At 36.1% G+C, this 19,245-nt stretch carries 19 protein-coding genes; 3 read left to right on the top strand and 16 right to left on the bottom strand.

Annotated features, from left to right (window positions below):
* Positions 1 to 100: 100 nt before the first annotated feature.
* The 4 genes from RCG20_RS13625 to RCG20_RS13610 all read right to left on the bottom strand — a co-directional run bounded on the left by RCG20_RS13625 (position 101) and on the right by RCG20_RS13610 (position 5,104).
* Positions 101 to 1,291 carry a class I SAM-dependent rRNA methyltransferase gene (locus RCG20_RS13625; RefSeq protein WP_308180674.1) on the bottom strand — a complete coding sequence of 397 codons (1,191 nt, stop codon included), beginning with the start codon at positions 1,289 to 1,291 and terminating at the stop codon, positions 101 to 103.
* A gap of 66 nt (positions 1,292 to 1,357) precedes the next feature.
* The gene (locus RCG20_RS13620; RefSeq protein WP_308180673.1) at positions 1,358 to 3,253 is read right to left on the bottom strand and encodes a DEAD/DEAH box helicase; all 1,896 of its coding nucleotides are present in this window, start codon (positions 3,251 to 3,253) and stop codon (positions 1,358 to 1,360) included.
* Positions 3,254 to 3,528: 275 nt separating this feature from the next.
* Positions 3,529 to 3,993, bottom strand: a complete 465-nt coding sequence (locus RCG20_RS13615) for a methylated-DNA--[protein]-cysteine S-methyltransferase (protein ID WP_308180672.1) — start codon at positions 3,991 to 3,993, stop codon at positions 3,529 to 3,531.
* Positions 3,986 to 5,104, bottom strand: a complete 1,119-nt coding sequence (locus RCG20_RS13610; protein WP_308180671.1) for a DNA-3-methyladenine glycosylase family protein — start codon at positions 5,102 to 5,104, stop codon at positions 3,986 to 3,988. Before RCG20_RS13610 ends, RCG20_RS13615 begins: the two co-directional genes overlap by 8 nt.
* Before the next feature lie 92 nt (positions 5,105 to 5,196).
* On the opposite strand from RCG20_RS13610, the gene RCG20_RS13605 reads away from it, so the two are divergent.
* On the top strand, positions 5,197 to 5,688 hold the full coding sequence (locus RCG20_RS13605; protein WP_308180670.1) for a GNAT family N-acetyltransferase: 492 nt from the start codon (positions 5,197 to 5,199) through the stop codon (positions 5,686 to 5,688).
* 326 nt (positions 5,689 to 6,014) lie between these two features.
* Here RCG20_RS13605 and RCG20_RS13600 read toward each other — a convergent pair whose 3' ends face one another.
* Entirely contained in the window at positions 6,015 to 7,022 is a 1,008-nt protein-coding gene (locus RCG20_RS13600; protein WP_308180669.1) for a DUF3231 family protein, read from the bottom strand.
* Positions 7,023 to 7,448: 426 nt separating this feature from the next.
* Between RCG20_RS13600 and RCG20_RS13595 the strand changes: the two genes are divergently transcribed.
* Both RCG20_RS13595 and RCG20_RS13590 read left to right on the top strand, forming a co-directional pair.
* A complete protein-coding gene (locus tag RCG20_RS13595; RefSeq protein WP_308180668.1) occupies positions 7,449 to 7,937 on the top strand; it encodes a hypothetical protein in 489 nt (162 codons plus the stop codon).
* 39 nt (positions 7,938 to 7,976) lie between these two features.
* Positions 7,977 to 8,480 (top strand): CBO0543 family protein, encoded by a 504-nt coding sequence (locus tag RCG20_RS13590; RefSeq protein ID WP_308180667.1) that lies wholly within the window; start codon positions 7,977 to 7,979, stop codon positions 8,478 to 8,480.
* Between the two features lie 16 nt (positions 8,481 to 8,496).
* On the opposite strand, the gene RCG20_RS13585 is transcribed toward RCG20_RS13590, so the two are convergent.
* From RCG20_RS13585 to RCG20_RS13535, 11 genes are all read right to left on the bottom strand, one after another.
* Positions 8,497 to 9,813, bottom strand: coding sequence for a DUF4179 domain-containing protein (locus RCG20_RS13585; protein ID WP_308180666.1), 1,317 nt, complete (start codon positions 9,811 to 9,813; stop codon positions 8,497 to 8,499).
* The gene (locus RCG20_RS13580; RefSeq protein WP_308180664.1) at positions 9,806 to 10,330 is read right to left on the bottom strand and encodes a sigma-70 family RNA polymerase sigma factor; all 525 of its coding nucleotides are present in this window, start codon (positions 10,328 to 10,330) and stop codon (positions 9,806 to 9,808) included. The genes RCG20_RS13585 and RCG20_RS13580 overlap by 8 nt, the downstream gene beginning before the upstream one ends.
* A 712-nt stretch (positions 10,331 to 11,042) precedes the next feature.
* Positions 11,043 to 11,648, bottom strand: a complete 606-nt coding sequence (locus RCG20_RS13575) for a transglutaminase-like domain-containing protein (RefSeq protein WP_308180663.1) — start codon at positions 11,646 to 11,648, stop codon at positions 11,043 to 11,045.
* Positions 11,649 to 11,824: 176 nt separating this feature from the next.
* Positions 11,825 to 12,628 carry a DUF4097 family beta strand repeat-containing protein gene (locus RCG20_RS13570; RefSeq protein ID WP_308180661.1) on the bottom strand — a complete coding sequence of 268 codons (804 nt, stop codon included), beginning with the start codon at positions 12,626 to 12,628 and terminating at the stop codon, positions 11,825 to 11,827.
* A complete protein-coding gene (locus tag RCG20_RS13565; protein ID WP_308184345.1) occupies positions 12,621 to 13,181 on the bottom strand; it encodes a DUF1700 domain-containing protein in 561 nt (186 codons plus the stop codon). Before RCG20_RS13565 ends, RCG20_RS13570 begins: the two co-directional genes overlap by 8 nt.
* Complete coding sequence (locus RCG20_RS13560; RefSeq protein WP_308180660.1) at positions 13,174 to 13,497, bottom strand: PadR family transcriptional regulator; 324 nt, start codon at positions 13,495 to 13,497, stop codon at positions 13,174 to 13,176. Before RCG20_RS13560 ends, RCG20_RS13565 begins: the two co-directional genes overlap by 8 nt.
* Positions 13,498 to 13,840: 343 nt before the next feature.
* Positions 13,841 to 15,568 (bottom strand): beta-N-acetylhexosaminidase, encoded by a 1,728-nt coding sequence (nagZ, locus tag RCG20_RS13555; protein ID WP_308180659.1) that lies wholly within the window; start codon positions 15,566 to 15,568, stop codon positions 13,841 to 13,843.
* A gap of 138 nt (positions 15,569 to 15,706) precedes the next feature.
* The gene (locus RCG20_RS13550) at positions 15,707 to 17,509 is read right to left on the bottom strand and encodes a hypothetical protein (RefSeq protein WP_308180658.1); all 1,803 of its coding nucleotides are present in this window, start codon (positions 17,507 to 17,509) and stop codon (positions 15,707 to 15,709) included.
* Positions 17,509 to 18,006, bottom strand: coding sequence for an RNA polymerase sigma factor (locus RCG20_RS13545; protein ID WP_308180657.1), 498 nt, complete (start codon positions 18,004 to 18,006; stop codon positions 17,509 to 17,511). Before RCG20_RS13545 ends, RCG20_RS13550 begins: the two co-directional genes overlap by 1 nt.
* 267 nt (positions 18,007 to 18,273) lie before the next feature.
* Positions 18,274 to 18,480 (bottom strand): hypothetical protein, encoded by a 207-nt coding sequence (locus tag RCG20_RS13540; RefSeq protein WP_308180656.1) that lies wholly within the window; start codon positions 18,478 to 18,480, stop codon positions 18,274 to 18,276.
* Positions 18,481 to 18,518: 38 nt separating this feature from the next.
* A complete protein-coding gene (locus tag RCG20_RS13535) occupies positions 18,519 to 18,833 on the bottom strand; it encodes a DUF4257 domain-containing protein (RefSeq protein ID WP_308180655.1) in 315 nt (104 codons plus the stop codon).
* Positions 18,834 to 19,245 lie beyond the last annotated feature (412 nt).

Raw genomic sequence — 19,245 nt, 5'->3', positions numbered from 1 at the left:
CTATGAAGGACCTAATTCGGTTGATAAACATGAAAAAGGGCCTTCATAGCCTGTTTTTCATCCCCACAAGCAAACTCGCTAGTATTGTTGACCTGTGTTTTTATTGCTTTTTAATAAACACAACTTTAAGATAATTTCCTTCTGAAAATTCCTTACTAGTTTTGAAATCAGTAGGAAGAGAAAACTCCTCCAAAAGCTTATACTTTTCCCCAGACTCTTTAAATGCAGCATCAATAAATCCTTTGAACTTATCCATTCCAAACGAGCTACAATTTGTGGAGGCAACAATCGTTCCATTTTTTTCTGTAATAGCGATGGCTTCTTTTAACAAGTTTTTATAATCCTTTTCAGCACTGAAAGTAAATTTCTTAGACCTTGCAAAGCTTGGTGGATCGAGGATCACCATATCAAACTTGCGCTCTTTTTTCACGGCATATTTAAAGTAATTGAAAACATCCTCCACAATAATATCCTGTGCTTCGTAATCAATTCCATTTATACCAAATTGCTCTATTGTCTTACTTCGGCTTCGATTGGCAAGGTCAACACTCGTTGTTTTCGTTGCGCCACCTAGAGCAGCGAAAACGGAGAAAGCACCCGTATAGGAAAACGTATTAAGAACGTTCTTCCCATTTGCATATTTGTCTCGAATTGTTCTTCTTACATCCCGCTGATCTAAAAAGACACCTACCATCGCACTTTCATTTAAGTAAATCGCAAAGTTAACACCGTTTTCTTTTACAATCATCGGAAATTGTCCTCGTTCACCAGCTACGAAATCATCTTCCTCGATGTATTTGCCTTTTTCATCAAATCGCTTTTTTTGGTATATTCCTTTGAATTCCACCAATTCCTTCAGTGAATTGATAATGTATTCGCGAAAATGGTAAATTCCTTTGCTGTACCAATTTAGTAAGTAGTAGCCATTAAAGTAGTCAATGGTTAAGCCGCCAATCCCGTCGCCTTCACCATTAAAAACTCGAAACGCTGTTGTCTCTTTATCTTGAAAAAATAACTTCCGGTAATCAATAGCCACCCTTATCTTATCCGTAAAAAATCTTTGATCAAGCTGGTCGAGTTCATTTCTCGTCAAAACCCAACCATATCCTTTATTCTGCTTCCCATAATATCCTTTTGCAATAAACCTGTTCTGATCATCGACAAGCTTAACGATCGCTCCTTCTTCTAAATCGTTAAGCTTGATGATGGCCTCTTTAGTAATAAGCGGATACCCACTTTTAAACTTATTCACGAATGTTGATTTCACTTTTAAGCTTATTTCTATTTTCATTTTTTCATCCTTCTTGGGGACTGTCCCCCACTCATTTAAAGTATTGCCATAGTGGAGAATCCGTACCTATCTTCTTTTTTTACTTTTTCCTGCTCCGAATGACCCTCGTTTTGGTCCTGAATTTCCGTTGGATCTACTGGATGTAGATGAACTCCATTCATCAGAAGATCTACCAGTACGCACCTGTCTTGGGTTGTGACCTTCTGTAGGTTTTTTTGATTGATCGCTACGGTTTCCATCAGGTCTTTGAGGTCTTTCTTTGCTCGCAAACGATCCTCTATTTTCCACCATTTTTCCGGGACGACCAAGTTTTGCCCGACTAGCTTCTCCTGGTCTTTCCGCACGATCCTGCCTTTGACCTCTAGTTTCTCCTGGTCTTCCCGCACGATCCTGCCATTGACCTCTAGTTTCTTCCGATCTTCCCACACGATCCTGTCTTTGACCTCTAGTTTCTCCTGGTCTTTCCGCACGATCCTGCCTCTGACCTCTAGATTCTCCTGGTCTTCCCGCACGATCCTGCCTTTGACCTCTAGTTTCTTCTGGTCTTCCCACACGATCCTGCCTTTGACCTCTAGTTTCATCCGGTCTTCCCGCACGATCCTGCCTTTGACCTCTAGATTCTCCTGGTCTTCCCACACGATCCTGCCTTTGACCTCTAGTTTCTTCTGGTCTTCCCGCACGATCCTGTCTTGGTCTTCTATTCTCGTTTGTTTTTTCTCTGGATCCCTGATTTGCACGCCTGTTTTCTCCTAATCTACCTCGGCGATCTTGTCTTCCATTCCTATTCTCACTTGGCTTTCTCTGACGGTTTTGCCGAGAATCGGTTTGTTGCGGTTCCTTAGCGCTTCCGCCTTCACTGTCTTGTTTTTTAATCGTAATGTTTAAATCTCTTTCAATTGATTCTAATGCCTGATAATCCTTTTCTGCATATAACGTAATTGCAAGACCTATACTTCCTGCTCGTCCAGTTCTCCCGATCCGGTGGATATAGCTTTCTGTATCTTGTGGGATATCATAGTTATACACATGGGTAACACCTTCAACATCTAGACCTCTTGCTGCAACATCCGTAGCAATCAAAAGTTGCATTTCAGCCTTCCGAAACCGCTCCATTACTCTTTCTCTTTTCGCCTGCGATAAATCTCCATGTAATTCATCACATTGAAAACCATTTGCTCTCAGAGCCTCAAAAAGATTACTTACTCTTCGCTTGGTTCGGCAGAAAATTAATGCCAAAAATGGGCGATGTGTTTCGATTAATTGCATAAGTAGTGCTTGTTTTCCCCGATCAGTTGAATGAATGGCTACTTGATTAACTGTCATGGCTGGTGTCTGTGTTTTTTCAACTTGTATATTTTTAGGATTTTTCATATGACTTCTGGCTAATTTTCTGATTTCATCTGAAATGGTTGCTGAAAATAACATCGTTTGCCTTGTTGCAGGTGTTTCATTAATAATTTCTTCAACCTCGCGGAGGAATCCAATATGGAGCATTTGGTCAGCTTCATCCAAGACAAGGAATGAAACCTTCGATAATTGAACCGTTTCTCTGCGAATATGATCTAAAAGTCTTCCCGGTGTTCCGACCACTATTTGTACGTTTTTCTTTAGCTTTTTTAATTGTTTTTCAACATCCTGGCCGCCGTAAACAGCTAATACCCGAATATCCTCTATATGTTCCAAAAAGTTTTCAATTTCATGCGTAATTTGTAGTGCTAGTTCTCTTGTAGGAGTGACAATTAGTGCTTGTACATGCTCCAAATTTGGATCAATTTTCTCAAGAATTGGTAATACAAATGTAAAGGTCTTGCCTGTACCTGTTTGTGCCTGAGCAATTACATCCTGACCCGCCATAACCTCAGGGATTGCCCGTTCCTGGATAGGTGTTGGTGAGACAATTCCATTCACTTTTAGAAGATCGCTTACGTTTTTTGAAATTCCTAACGATAAAAAATCTGACAAAAAAAACCCTACTTTCTTTGATATAACTCTTATATCTTCCTATTATTACGACAAAATAGACGAATAGCAAATTAATAAAGGCTGTTTTCGCATAGATTGTTGTTTTACGTACAAATGGATAGAGCCCGAATTAATCTTAGTATCGTGCTCTTTTCTCTCTCAACTTGACCATAATATATTCCGTAAAACTTGTAAGAACCTGCAAATTAGTATCGAATAGTAACAAAGTTTAAGAAAGAGCCTTAATAGAAGATAGTTCCAACTCTATATTACTTTTATAAACATTTCCTTTCATGCGCTAAAAGCCATTGCTTCCGTTCCAGTCCCCCTGAATAGCCAGTTAAACTTTGATTCGAGCCAATTACACGGTGGCAGGGAACAATAATACCAATAAGATTCTTACTATTTGCATTCCCAACTGCTCTTGTTGCTTTTTCATTTCCTATTTTTACTGCTAAATCTTTATAAGACAACGTTTGACCAAAGGGAATATTCAGTAGCTCTTGCCAAACACCCTTTTGAAATTCAGTTCCATTCAATGATAACGGCAAAGTAAACTCTTTTCTCATTCCTTTAAAAAATTGTTCAAGTTGGAGTAATGCCTCCTCTAATAAGTCAGTCGAATCAGTGGTAGTAGCTCTTTTATCTACAAACAAAACCGAGAGCACCCATTCTTTCGTACAAACAACCTCAATGAGTCCCACTGATGATTCGTAATATCCATAATATTTGTCAGTCATATAACCATCTCCATATATAAAATGCAGCGTAAGCTTCAAAGCCTCGCCAGCCTTCAGTAAACTTTTGTATTTCATGAAGGGCTGGCTTGTGATCCCGCCCAAGTATCCCTTTTAATGCATTGTGAATCCCTACATCTGCCAGTGGGAAGGCACTGTTAAGATTGAAGCATTTCATAATTGTATAATCTGCGGTCCAGCTGCCAATTCCACGAATGGATTCGAGCCTCTTTTTTAGCTTTTCATAGTCCTTTTCCAGGTTAAGTTCTTCTTTTTTTAAAATACCATCTGCACATAATTGGGCAATCCCAATCAAATATTCTGTTTTCCTTGTCGTGAATTGAAGTTGTTTCAAATCCTCTACTTGAAGCATTGAAATTACTTCCGCAGAAGGAAAAGTGAAATACATATCCCCATCAAAATCAAGTTTTCCACCATGATTTTCTACAAGGCGTTTTTTTAAAGTGTACGCAAATTTCAGATTGATTTGTTGGCCAATCACCGCCCAACATAAGCATTCAAAGAGGTCATCTATTTTTACGATTCTAAGACCTTTATATCGGGCTATCAATGTTTTAAGAATGTCATCATGTGTGGCCAATTCGTAAAAGGGTTCTAAATTGGTCTGTAAATCAAACATATCCCAGACATATTTTGCCGCCTTTGCTCTTACCCATTTGGGCGGGATTCTGTTTAAAAAAGAGACGCGAATATTTGGTCCATCTTTTCTCATTCCCAGAAGAACATCCCATTCCCCAAATCTTACAAATTTCAATACCTCTCCATTTTTCACCTTATGAAGGCATTCTATATCAGAGCGATTTAAATATACTAAGCATTCTTCAAAACTAAATTCCTCTGGTGGGATAATTTCAATATAGTTTTTAAAATCATTCCAATGCACATCAAAAACAGTAGGAAAACATTTTTTACATGGCCTATATCCTGCTGCCTCAGCCAAAAGGATAGTATCGAAAAACTCAACATTTTCTCTTCTCGGCGTTTTCGCACTGCAGGAAGGAAGGCAATAGATTCCAGTTGTTTTAACTCCGGTAAAGAATTTTCCATTGTAGTCTTTATTTTTTTCTGAAATTTTCTCGTATCTATCAAACATGCTTCCTCCCCCTCACGTTCCTTCACCCTTTTAAATTAGAATAGCAAATTAAATTGATCAGAAGTATCATTATTCAAAAAAGGATGAGCCTAATGATCAAAATACGCGATGCAGTAATCGATGACTTGCCTACAATGTTGGAAATCTACAATGACGCAGTTAAAAATCTTACAGCCACTTTTGATTTAGAAGAACACAGCCTCGAGCAACGAAAAGTTTGGTTTCAACAACACGGCGGTAGATTCCCCCTCATTGTAGCACTAATAGATGATCTCGTTGTCGGTTACTGTTGCCTATCTCCATATAGAGACAAACCTGGCTATTCAAGGTCAACAGAACTATCCATCTATCTCTCAAGAGAACACCGTGGAAAAGGAATCGGAACCTCTCTAATGAAAGAACTGGTTGGCCGAACAAGACAACTCGGGTTTCATACGCTTATTGGAGGTATTTCAAGTGGAAACATAGCGAGTGTAAAGCTTCATGAGAAATTCGGCTTTAGCTTCGTAGGACGTTTTCTAGAAGTTGGTTTTAAATTTGGTGAATGGCAACATGTTGATTTTTACCAATTGATTTTAGACTAAATAATAAGAGACTGTCCCTAGATACAAAGGACAGTCTCTATTAGCTCCCTTATATAATTTTGACTGCCCTATTTCGGTTCTTCCAAAGTCAATTTTTAAATTCAAATCAAAAGGATGGTCAAATAACGATTTATGTTAAAATAACAAATCACTACTCATTAATTTTTCAATTCTCCCTAGTAAATTATTGGTATTGTTGGTTTCAGAGCAATTCAATCAAACGTTTGATTACCATGTATGTTCGTATTTCACTTCAAAAATGAATAATAAATAAGATACTTAAATTTAGAGACTGTCCATAAATGAAGTGGACAGTCACTACTATGTTACTCTCGATTAATCAGGTATTCTCTATCATGTGTCTGGGGTGGTTTTTCTAGCCATCTTTGTTTAATTAAATATTTGGCTCCATCCTCAGCATAGCTTCCAAGTTCCGCCATCAATCTTGCATATAAAATTCCGATATCTCTTCTAACACTTCCACTAATAGCCGCTCCAAAGTCTGCAATAGCAATGGCACTCAATAAATTGGCTTGAAACAACATTAATTTATCGGAAAATGGCGGCTCAATTGAACCCGTAATAAGTGCATCCCAAGTGGATGGATATGAAGTATTACTATCTTTTAAAATTTCAAAGAAAATAGTAATTTGTTTTTTCCCAATTTGAGTTCCACGCTGCAGGAAGTGCCGTATTTCTTTAGACTTTGCGACTTGACTAAATCCCATTAACAGGGTTTGTCCCACATGACATACTTCGATATTTGTCCCTAAATGTGCTATTTCAATTGCTAATAAGGAACGTTGTTTGCCAAAAATACTACCTAAAAAGTCATTGTTTTCAACATATTGAACTTCCTTGTAATAATCAATATAGGGAGATCTCACGTATGTTCCAATAGCCAATGCTAAGTCCGTTGCCAAATCATACATTTGTTCAGTCTGTTCGTACCATAATTTAAAGTGTTCTCGAATATCTTTTCTAGTTGATATTGCTTTGGCTAGAGCATATGTAGTTAAACCCGTTCTCCCCATATGTTCCAAATAGCGCAAGTAGTATACATCCGAAAACAACCTTGGAGCATTTCTATTTATATCATTTTCATCAAAACCATGAGGTATGGGTATTTGTTCTTTATGAAATAATTCTGTAATTGTAATGATGTGATCTTCGGCAATTTGTAAAGCGATGTCGATAATTTCTTCGATATTTTTATCCTCAACAGTCTCTTTAAAATGGATGAGCATACATTTCCCCATCGTATCTGCCATATACGTATTCCACAAAGTCGCTAACTCTGAGGCAGTAAGCTGCGGGTGGTGTATTAGTTCCAAAGCAGTCACCTCTTTTCGGTAGTATTATCTGCAATGGAAATGCCTTTTATTAATCTAAATAATATAATTTAAAGCAAATCAACAGTAGGAGTCCCACAGTAAAGAAAACTTGGCTAGCGCCAAGCCTTAGCGCCGGCGATTGCCTAGTTGCCCTTATGCGATTTAAGTGTTGATTAATAATAAAACGCTCAGAACATCCTTTAATACATTAGCTAAGTTAAACTTTCTTATTAGCTAAAGAAAACTCGCCGATTGGCGAGCCACTAAGGGCGATGATTAGGCGTAGTTGCCCTGATGCGCTAGCAGAATTTATGGATATAAATTCTGCTTAGCTGGATAAAAACATTCCCCTTTATTGAAAAATAATGGGTATATCCTTATTTTCCAACGGAATACTAGAAATTATAGAATAATAAGGGTGATTTTATGGTACTTCCTTTTTCAGCCATATTGGCTATTGTCATTTCCTACTTTTTCTTCTTTCAAAACAAGAAATATTCATTTTTACAGAATTCAATTGTATTTATGGCTTTGATACTCATAACAACAAATTACATAACCATTATGACAATGGAATTTAAAATGTTTAAAACAACCCAAGATCCTTTTTTATTTATTGTGGTTCCTTTGTATAAAATTGTAATGATTCCATCGCTTGTGCTCATGTTCATAAATACATTTCTCGGATCCACTCGAAAAAGAAAAGCTCATTATTTTATTTTCTTTTTAGCGTGTTTGCAGGGAATTGAATATTTCTTAATCTACTTTGGAGTAATAGAATATGTAAAATGGAATTTTTTCTATGCAGCTATTGTAAATTGTGCTTACCTTTTAATCGGTCTAGGAGTAGCAAGGATAGTTATGTATGGAAAAGGGGCGCATGGTCGCATAAGTGAATCTGAAAATCCAACTTGAGAGGAAAGCATTTAGTTGTAATTTTTAAAGGAGTCTAATATGAACATTATTTATGAAAAAGCATTTGATTGGAATGAATGGTTCATAATCATCAGTCTAATTGTATCTAATATACTTGTTTGGATAGTCCCAAGAATTTTTTCAAAAACAGAGGGTACTGCATATTATCTATACGGGATAGTCGCTGTAATGTTCTATGATCATACAGTTAGCGTTCGACCTTGGGACTTTTATGATGTGAATGATTCTTCGAGCTATCAACTAATGGACTTCCTCTATTATGTAATGAACGGACCTTATGGTTATTTCTTTATGTATCTTTATGTAAAGTTTAAAATTAAAGGACATAAAAATTTTTTTTACATACTCATTTGGTCTGCAATTGGTTTGTTAATCGAATGGATAGCAGTTAAAATTGGATTGTTTCACTATGACAAAGGATATAAGATGTATTGGTCTTTTCCCATCTATCTGATCATGCAAAGCATACTAGTTATTCTTTATCATATTATAAAAAGAGAGGACTGCCTCCGAAAATGTTAAGAGACAGCCCTTTTGATTATTTTATTTTGATTTTCGCATCTCCCTCAATCCATGCCGGAAAGAACTCGAGCATGAGGGAAATGGGGTTCTTTTGTTCTTTTAATTTGGGAATGGTAACTCCTAATTCAACTATTCCTTTATCTGAATAGAGGATGGTAGATGAATTGGATTGCACATCTTTTCCATTTCCGTCTTTGATGCTACCAAAAGGAGTAAAATGGAATTCCTTTTTGGTTTTTACTCTAAAAACAAGATTGTTCTCACTTACCTTCACATCACTCAAAATATTCCCCTTTGGCTGCTTCAAAATTTGTTTCTTTTCCAAATCGACAACAACAGATGCCTCGTCTTTGTCAACTGCTTGAATTTTATTAAGCACTAGATACAATTCCTTCGGCTTACGGAAGTAATTGCTTTGTAAGTAAATCACTTTTTCATCCTCAGAAATATTACTTGCTGTTACACCATCCGAAATTTTATTCCACGTCTCTCCGTGTTCATCAACAAGTTTCAAGTCTTCAAATTCTAATAGCTTCTTAGAATTTTTCGAATCCATTTTCACATGGACAGCCACTCTCAATGGGTAGACAGTTGCATCTAAGAAAGTGATCTTTTGCCCCTCAATAGTGACCGTTTTATCGAGTTCGTATGTTTTCTTAGCTTGAATATCCTTTTTTAGTGAAAAAGGAATAGTATAATCCCCATTTATTTTATCACCTTTTACTTTTAAATTGAGTTTTAGCTTTTTAGTCTTAAATGGCTTTTCAAAAAAATACTCAAACCTTCCACTATATGATTTTTGGCCTTTTTCAGAGGTATGGAACGTGTCAAATGAAGCAGTGCCAAAATCCACCTTATTTCCATCAAAGGATTCTAACTTGGGTTCTTCAACCGTTAGCTTTTTTTGCTTTTCTTGGGATTGAAGAGTATAAAAAATTTCTAACCCATTTTCATCAGCAATCACTCCATCAATAGTGACTTTCAATCCACTTTTTTCGTCAGAAGCACCGATCTTTTGATAGTAATCTTGTTCAATAGCCGTCATCATCCCTTTATCATACCGGATTAATTCAACCACTTTTTCCATTCCAGGAATGACTGTTACATAATTGGCAAACGCAGGAGAAAGACGGATGGATGCAAAGAAAATAATTAATAATGCGACGGTGGTAAGACAATATTTCCATCCCTTATTTCGCGGTTTCCACCTTTCAGCTAATTTTGCTCTTTGAAACCCAGCCAGAATCGCGTCATCCACTAACTCTTGTGGAACTGGAATGTTGTCGTATATTTTTTTATAATTTGTCAGTTTTTCTTCTTCATTATCAAACATTAAGGTTCCCTCCCTTCTCTTCAAGCTTTTCCCGAAGTGCCTTTAAAGCTTTGTTTAACCACGTCTTTACCGTTCCTTCTGGACGTTGCATCGCATCGGCTATTTCCTTGATTTTAAGATCATGAAAATACTTTAGGATCAAGATTTCACGGGACCTAGTATCCAAGCCTGTCATTGCATCTCTAAGCTCCATCCCGTTATGGTCGACAGACTCCCCTCGCATGCTAATAAGTTCATCACCTAATACCATTCTCTTATTCTTTTTTAGCTGATCATTACAATAATTAATCATGATCCGAATAAGCCATGTTTTTACATACGATGCTTCCCGAAGTGTATGAATTCTCTGGTAAGCACGGAATGTTACCTCTTGGATTGCTTCTATCGCCTCATCATTTTTCTCTAAATAGGCTAACGCCGTTTTATATAAATCAATTTTATAGGTTTGTATCAAACTCAAAAAAGCTTCATCATCCCCATCAATCGCCTTTTGGACGAGTTGAATATCATTATCCAAGCTTTTCCCCCCTTACTTCCCACTTCTCTATATATATTAGACTGTTGAGTGACAAAAAAGTTTTGTTGCTAAATAATAAAGAAAACTCGCAGATTGGCAAGCCCCTAAGGGCGATGACAGATGCGTAGTTGCCCTTATACGCGAGCAGAATTTATGGATATAAATCCTGATTAGATAAAAAAGAGGAATTGTTATAACAACAACTCCTCCATGCTTCACAACCCTATCCTCAATAAATTTCAGTTTTCACAAATAATTGGTTGTTTTTAAAAGACAGAAAACTAACAACCAAAAGAAAGAATCCTGATAGCACAAAAACACTCCATACACTAAAGTAGTCAGAAACCGACCCCATTAGTAATGAGAATACTGTTGACCCTTGAGCCTCTCATGACTGAAGCCACGAGTGTTCTCGACCAATCATAAAAGCAATTTACATTTTCCCATCTTTTATCCAGCTCCATATTCGATAACTACCGAATACGGATACAAGGAAAAACAATAACATAAATAGTACGTAAATTGATAATCTATGAATTTCATATAATCCTTCACTATTATGCACAACCCATGTAGTTAACCCAATTAATAGTATATAACAAAAAACATTCGGAATAATCCATACTATCCTTAGTTTGGTGTTTTTCAGAAATATCCCTCCTGAGGGAGCATATTTAGTGTTAATTAAAATCTTACAGATTTGCTCTCAAGATTAGATCAACTCTGGCCGTTTAAAAAATAACTCCTTGCAGTCAATTGACTCTTCCATGGATAAAACTACTTTTCCCAAGGGTTTGTTATACACGTACGGGTAATCTATTTCATCTAATTCCGTTCGAATAGGATATGCCAGTTTTTCTGGAGTGATGCTAAATTCAGAAGTAACCCCCGGTTTATTTCCTCTAGGGTCAACACGGAACCAAGTATCGATTTCAGCAAAATATATAGCATTTAACCCATGCAGAGCATACCCCGAGTCAGGGGTTCCTTTTCTTGTGACCCGCTGATAGCAAAAACCAGTTGGAATTCCCATGCCTCTGAGCATTGCAGCTAGAAGATGCGCTTTTGCAAAACAAATTCCTTCAAGATACTCTAATGCATCTGATGCACTGATCGTAATCTGCGTGCTATCCGAATCAAATGAATGCTGGATCTCATCCCTAACAAAATTGAAAGCTAATTGCGCCCATTCCTGTTTGTTTTTCCCTGTTTTTTGAATTTCCGCTATCTTTTTGCTAACGCTTGGATGACGAAAGTTGATGATCTCTGTTTCTTCTAAATATGATGATAGGTCCTGTGAACAAATGATTAAGTTCATGCGTTATCACTCCATTCTTCCTCGTTACCACTATAATAATAGTTTATTATGGAGACTTCAGTGATCTATTTTGAAAATAGGTAAATTAATGAAAATTTTTATTTAATTAATCCAAAAAAACTGTGTTAATCTCGGAAACATCAACACAGCCTTATATTTATTTAATTCCAAATCCACTACTTTGTTATACTAATTTTCCCATTGTTTGTCGTTAATTTAATCATATTATCACCTTTACCAATAACGGAACTGCTTGTATATTTGTTAAAAATATTGATAGATCCATTATCTACATGGACATCATAGGTCACATTCGTAGGTTCATTATCTGTATGAATAGTAATACTCCCATTATCAGACCGCAACTGAATCGGGTAATCTATATTTGGTGTAACAAATGAAATTTTCCCATTGTCTGTTTTCCCTGTTACTTTTCCAGTGATTTGTCCAAGATAGCGAATGGCTCCATTATCTGTTCGGAAATCGACATTAATTGCATTGATATGATTAAATTCCATTTCTCCATTGTTTGTCTTTGCTTTCAAATTTTTGACGTTTAGCCGACCTATTTTAACCTGCCCATTATCATTATTAATCTGTAGCGATTCATACTGTTTTTCCGGAACATATACTTTCAATAAAAATGATACTGGAAAGAAGTCAAAGTTAAATAATTTTACCTGATGCTCTTTTAGTTGGATAGAAAGTGCTTTTTCTTCCAAATTTGCCGAGAAGGTTTGCTTGATGTCTGGTGTTTTCCTACCATACACCCTTACTTTCGTTGTTGTGCCTTTCGTAGGTATAATTTCGATACCAGTATTATCAGTATTAATGTTGATTGCTGTAACACTTTTATTTATTACCTTTTCTTTTAGAACTGTAGCCGTCCTATAATTTTCACGAAAGGTTAAATAACTTCCAATTGTCCCAACTACTAAAAGAATAAGTGCAACGATCGAAATTCTTTTGATATTAATCACGTTTCAAACCACCCTTCACAAGTGTTGCATTAAATTTCAAGTAACGAACAAACCCTCTTGATATCGCCTTTGTTGCAAAAAACATACCAATGGAAAGTAAAAGACCACCGCCACAAAGGGCAATTGAAAAGAACAAATCGAAAAATTTAAATGTCTCTGGGTTCATAACTGCGCTGATTAATACAAGCAAAGGAGTACAAATAAACGCTATCCCTACAACCCAACCAGCAAAAATAACTCCCACTAATCCGATAAATGGACCAAGAACAATCACTAAATTGAAAAAGCTTAATCCGATTGCCGCCCATACTGCGCGAATAATATTCACTGAATTTGCCTTTGCCTCTACTTTTTCAAGATGATATTCAGCAAGTAATTCTTTTGCAATTTGAGTTGGGGAGCCAAGCGAAGATGCAATTTGTTCTTCTGTTTTCCCTGATTCTAATCCAATATCAAAATGCTCTTTATAATCCTGTAAAATATCCTGACGTTCGGCAGTAGAAAGCCTATTTAAAGATGAGTCTAATTGTTTTAAAAATTGTTCTTTAGTCAACATTCACACCTTCTTTTATTAATTGATTTACACCATTTGAAAATTCTCTCCACTCATTCATAAGTTCATGAAGATATACTCTTCCTTTGTCTGTTAACTTGTAATACTTTCGTGAAGGGCCTTCTGACGATTCTTGTAAATAAGTTGTAAAGTATTCTTCTTTTGTTAACCTTCTTAATAATGGATACACAGAGCCTTCAGAAATTTCAATTTGGTCAGAAATTCTTTGAACTAGTTCATAACCATATCGGTCTTGTTTATCCAATAACACGAGAACACAAAGTTCTAAAACACCTTTTTTAAACTGCACGTTCAAGGTTGAATCACCTCATTTTTATATTTCACTACTAATCATTATATGGTACTTCTCTTTAATTAATACCTTGGAATACAATATAACACCTAGTATTGTTCAATGCAAGGTACTGATTATAGAATTGCTAAAATTATTTACCTTTAGAGGGATTCATATTGTTTTGTATCAAAATATTATTCTTAGAATCATAAAGAAATCTCGCCGATTGGCGAGCCCCTAAGAGCGATGATTAGGCGTAGTTGCCCTTATGCGCTAGCAGAATTTATCTACCTAGCTAAAAAAAGCCCCCCACTACGTTTAATAAAACGACGCAATGAGGAACAGGAACACTTTCCAGTTGGAGTTATTTTGTATAGGCATCAAGCAGATTTTTGATCGATTGGTTCATCTTCCCTATATTTGTATTCCCGGCTTTCGTATTGTTGATTTGATATTTCCTTTTTAACTTAATAATTCTGCTGACACTGCCATTAATTCTTTGTTCAGAAATTTCTCCTTTTTGAACCGCCGTTTTCAAAGAAGAAATGGTTTGTTTTATTTTGTTATAATCATGGGCAACCAAAATAAGGTCACTACCAGCTTTAACAGAATCTACTGCAGCGCTACCAATATTATAATGGTTTGTGATTGCTTTCATTGTCATGTCATCTGTAATCACTACTCCATTGAAATGAAGTTGTTTTCTTAGGATATCGGTAATAATATTTTTTGACATGGAAGCAGGAAATTTTGCGTCTAGTTTTGGAAGTAGAATATGAGCTACCATAACAACATCTGCTCCACTATTAATGGAACGTTCAAACGGGATTAACTCAAGTTTCTTTAGTTCCGCCAGGCTTTTATACACGATTGGAAGTTCGAGATGAGAATCAACGGAAGTATCTCCATGCCCCGGAAAATGCTTAATTGTTGGAATAATATTTTGCGATTGAATGCCTTTCATGGTTTGAATTCCAAGCTTACTCACGATTTCTGGATTGTTTCCGAATGACCTATCCCCGATAATTGGGTTTTTGGGATTACTATTAACATCAAGAACTGGAGCATAGTCAAGATTGAAACCAAATCCTTTTAACTCACTACCCAATAAAGTCCCAACTTTATAAGAAAACTGAGAATTATTGATTGACCCAATTTCTTTATTGGTTGGAAAATTAATAAATCCCCCAGGAAGCCTTGAAATTTTGCCACCTTCTTGGTCAATGCTTAGCAGCAGAGGTAATGGGTTTGGAACATTTTCTGACTTCATTTGATTCAGAAGCTGCACCGTTTGCTGTGGATTTACTAAATTATTTGCGTAAAAAATGAATCCACCAACTTTGCTTTGAGCTATTAACTTTTGTGCATTTGTATCAACAGTAGTTCCTGAGATTCCAGCAATAATCATCTGCCCAATTTTCTCATCTAAACTCATATCTGCAATCATTTCTGATATGTTCTTTTGGTGATCGGATTGACTTTGACTAGGCTGATTTTTTATCAGTGCATATACAGAAATGTGATCCACTTTTGGATTTGATTCCTGATTTGATGGTTTTGGTAAAATCCATTTTAAATCGTATGAAGAATTTACATGGTAAATAAGAATAATTTGATCATTGGTATTATCTTTGAAATACCGAACCTCATTAGGTTCGCCACCCACCTTTTTAATCTCATTAAAATGAATGTTTTGTAAATCTTGATCATAAGACCTAAGATCATTCATCAATTCACCCTGATAACCCACAACAGCATCGTGATTTAAATACTCTTCGTATTTGCTGTTTACAGTCTTCGTTGTTTGTGAGGGTTTTCCCCATGTATGATTTACTTCCTGTCTATTTGTCTGTCCTGAAATGAAGGAGCAATCCTTAATTTTTCCTTCTTTAGATAATGAAAAGGTTTCGCTTACCAATGCATCATGATTTGAAGGTTTTTTATTTGCAGGAGCTAATGTTATCGGTTTTTCATTTTCTGTATGCTTCAGAGCTCCATTATCTAAAAAAGCATAAACAACAACCACAACTATAGATAGGAATAAAATCAAATAAAAGAGAGGCTTCAATCTAGAAGATCTTGGCTTGGTCATAAATAAGTCCCTTCTTTTTAAAAATCTAGGAATATCGACTTTGGAAAGTTTTCAAATCTCAAAAATAATTATTCCATAGGACTTGAGTAAATAGCAAGGAGCCTATCCCATATGTTATCAGGAACAGGCCCCTATATATCATTTTGTTTTTACCGTAGGGTCAAATCTTTGCAGAATCATAAACTGGTCATCTGCCAACTTTTGCATAAACAACTGCTCTCCCTGCCAAAATACGGAATGGGCCAGTTTAAATTGCTTTAATTGCTCAACTTCTTGAATATCATATACATATACATATGGTGAAAAAGGAGGTTCATCTAAAAATAGATCAAGAGCAATATATTTTCCCGATCCAGACAAGGACATTGCTGAAACGCCGATATTTTTATGACCATCAATGGATTCAACCCTATCAAGGAAAGTGAATGCCTTACTATTTAGATCGTAAGATAATAAATTGACAGCCGCTTGATTTGATCCATCTTGCAGTTCTTGCACTGTGAAAAGGATCTTATTTCCTTTTTGATCAAGCGCGAGTGTAGCTAGCCGATAATTTGAATCCTTCATCATTTTTTGAGGGATATCACTTAAGGAAAAGAGCGTCTCCTTCTTATCTCCCTCAATCAGTTGAACATGGTCCGAATTGATTTCTGGCATTACTTCTTTGCTGTCTAATTCTGTTACTTTGCTAATTACATACCCATTTCCGCCGTGGATCAATTCAAAATCATACGTAGCAATTCTATAATAAGGATTTGCAGTATAGCTCCAATTTACTTCTGCTTTGACATGAACAACTCCATCTTTTTCTTTGTTAGAACTTAGAATCTGATAGCCTGATTGATGCGGATTTGATATGGTCAAAAATTCTGGTGGATTTTTCATCATTGTTTTTGCATAGTCATCATCTCGCACAATTACTGCTTGTAAAAAGCGGTTCACAGTTTGTTTCGCATCTAGTTCTTTTTCGCCTAAGTTAATTTTCATGATTTGCATGGGGCTATTTTTATCAGCCAAACGTTGCTTCACAACAAATAATCCGCGTTCACTTGAGCTCCATTCAGGCGAAGAGTATTGGTATAAGCTTTTTTCTTTGGCAACAGGGTTGGTTGTAATCTTCTTTTTCGCTATTAAATCAATATCAGTCACCCAAACATCTTCGATACCATTGCTTGCTTTCACATAAGATATAAATTTGCCATCTGGTGATATTGCAGGATTTATGCCTCTATCTATTTCCTTTGCTGCACCGTTCCTTTCATTAAGGCTCATGATTTTCCCGTCTCGTTCAAACACAAGTAACTTGCCTTTTACTATATAAGCAGGCATTGAACCCTTAGTTACCACCTTTTCTTTTTGGGTTTGCAGATCAAATTCAATTATCTGCTCTTTACCTTCCTTATTCTGGACAGCATATATCGTTTGATCATCTTTCCAAATTGGATGGGAGTAGCGAATTGAAGATGAACTTCCAAGCAGGATTTTTTTCTGGTTTTTCTTCAAATTAAGCAAAGCCACAGATCCTTCTTCTGAAATTAGCAGGTTTTTCCCATTTGCATCAATAGACATATCGTCAGCCATTTCTTTGCTTATTTTTTCAAGACCCTTTTGTGTATAAATAAAAATACCCTTTTTAGGAAGAGATATATACAGATTTCCATTATGATGGGTCATGGCTGTTATCTCTCCACTTCCTATATTAAGAAGAGAAAGAGAGTTCGTTATCTTAAAGACATTTGCATCAACTGGTTTTGGTTTAAAATCAACGAGTAAAAAGGAAAAAAGGATAATCGCCGCTACCGCACTGTACATCCATACTCTTTTCCATAAAGGTTTGCGTTTTTTTCTAAAAGACTTGCGAAGATTTACCTTTAGCGTTTCATCAACCTTAATTTGGTCACGCACCTGATAGAGAACATCGACCACTTTTTCTTCCTCCATCATAATTCCCCCAAACATTTTGTTATGAGAATACCGATTTTTTTTGTAATTCGGCTAGATTTTACACGAAGAGAACCATCTTCTTTTTTTAAGACATCAGCCATTTCTTTAAACTTTAATCCTGCAAAATAGCGTAAATTGACAATTTCTAAGTCTTCCTTCGACAAATGTACAAGGCTTTTTTTCAAGCAAACTAGTTCATCCGACTGGTCAAGTGGATCATCGAAAGGAATCGGAGATAAGTAGGATTCCAGATCATCTCCAACTAAAACTCCTTTCTTTTTTCGATAAAAATCAATTACATTATTTCTGGCAATGGACATTAGCCATGACTTCGGGTTCGAATCATCTTTCAAAGAAGATAACTTCTCATATGCTTTTCGAAATGTATCACTGACAATATCCTCTGCATCCCATTTGTTTCCTGTCTTCACTAACACATACCGGTACACATCATTAAAATAGTGATCATAGATCTCTAGAAATTGAAGTTTCAATGGAACCTCTCCCATGTTTGTTTTGCTACATCTTTCTAATTGATAAGACGTATGATTATCACAAATGTAACATGCAGAAAAATAATATACGTTCTACTTACACTATTGCATTGATGAAGGCCTTTTTTCTCGCTGCTCAACCGATTTTGGGCCTTCATTGCCTTCATGAAGGCCCTTTTTCTTGCTGACCAACCGATTTTGGGCCTTCATTGCCTTCATGAAGACCCTTTTTCTTGTTGCACAACCGATTTTGGGCCTTCATTGCCTTCATGAAAGCCCTTTTTCTTGTTGCCCAACCGATTTTGGGCCTTCATAGCCTTGATGAAGGCCCTTTTTCTTGTTGCCCAACCGAGTTTGGGCCTTCATCGCATTGATGAAGACCCTTTTTATTGTTGCCCAACCGATTTTGGGTCTCGATATAAAAATGTAATTAACCCAATGAACATACTCGTACTTTATTTTCCATTTAAACAAAAAAAACTCCCTTTAGTTTTTGGGAGGGGGATTTCTATTTATGCGTCTTTTTTCCGGTCTTCTGGAATTGCTGTTTTTTGATCTGTACGGAAAACATTCAATTCCTCCAAGACAGCATCTCCGCCAATACCTGCCAATATTGAAATGTAGACAACTTTGTATAGAGAATCGACATCAGATGAAATTACTAATAGGACTGCAGATAAGGCACCCATCAAGACTTCTTCCAAAAATCCCAAATAAATAAACTTTTTCGTTTTTCTTGGTTTGACGATCTTTCCCTTTTTTCTCACATGTCCAACAATCCCTACCAAACCACCAATCAATAAAGCGAAGGCAATATTTCTCATCATATTATCTTCACACTCCTAAAGCCGAAAATTTTTAACGGACCTTAGGTTAAAAAATCTTGGTGTACTTCTATTATATTCGTATGTTCATAAATTAACATGATTAAATATACCGAATTTTCCCACCACTTTTCGTGGGACGACTATACTATTTTTTAGAAAAGTACTAGTCACTATCATCCTCACTTTGTGTTTCTTATTGACCACGTTAATTACCTAACTTTAATAATAGCAGGAAAATATTCATTTAACCTTTTGACCATTCCTTCATTTGAATCTATTTCATTTCTATTCTAAAAAAATATATGGATTCCATTCATGAAAATTGTCTAAGCCAACTGAACACGAGTTGCCTGATCAAAATGAAATTTAATCAAACGTTCGTTCAATAAAAAGAGGATTTTTATTGCTATAT

Source organism: Neobacillus sp. PS3-40 (assembly GCF_030915485.1).
Lineage (GTDB): Bacteria > Bacillota > Bacilli > Bacillales > Cytobacillaceae > JAUZPL01.
Note: the sequence above shows the minus strand (reverse complement) of the source record. Positions and strands in the feature narration are given on the sequence as shown.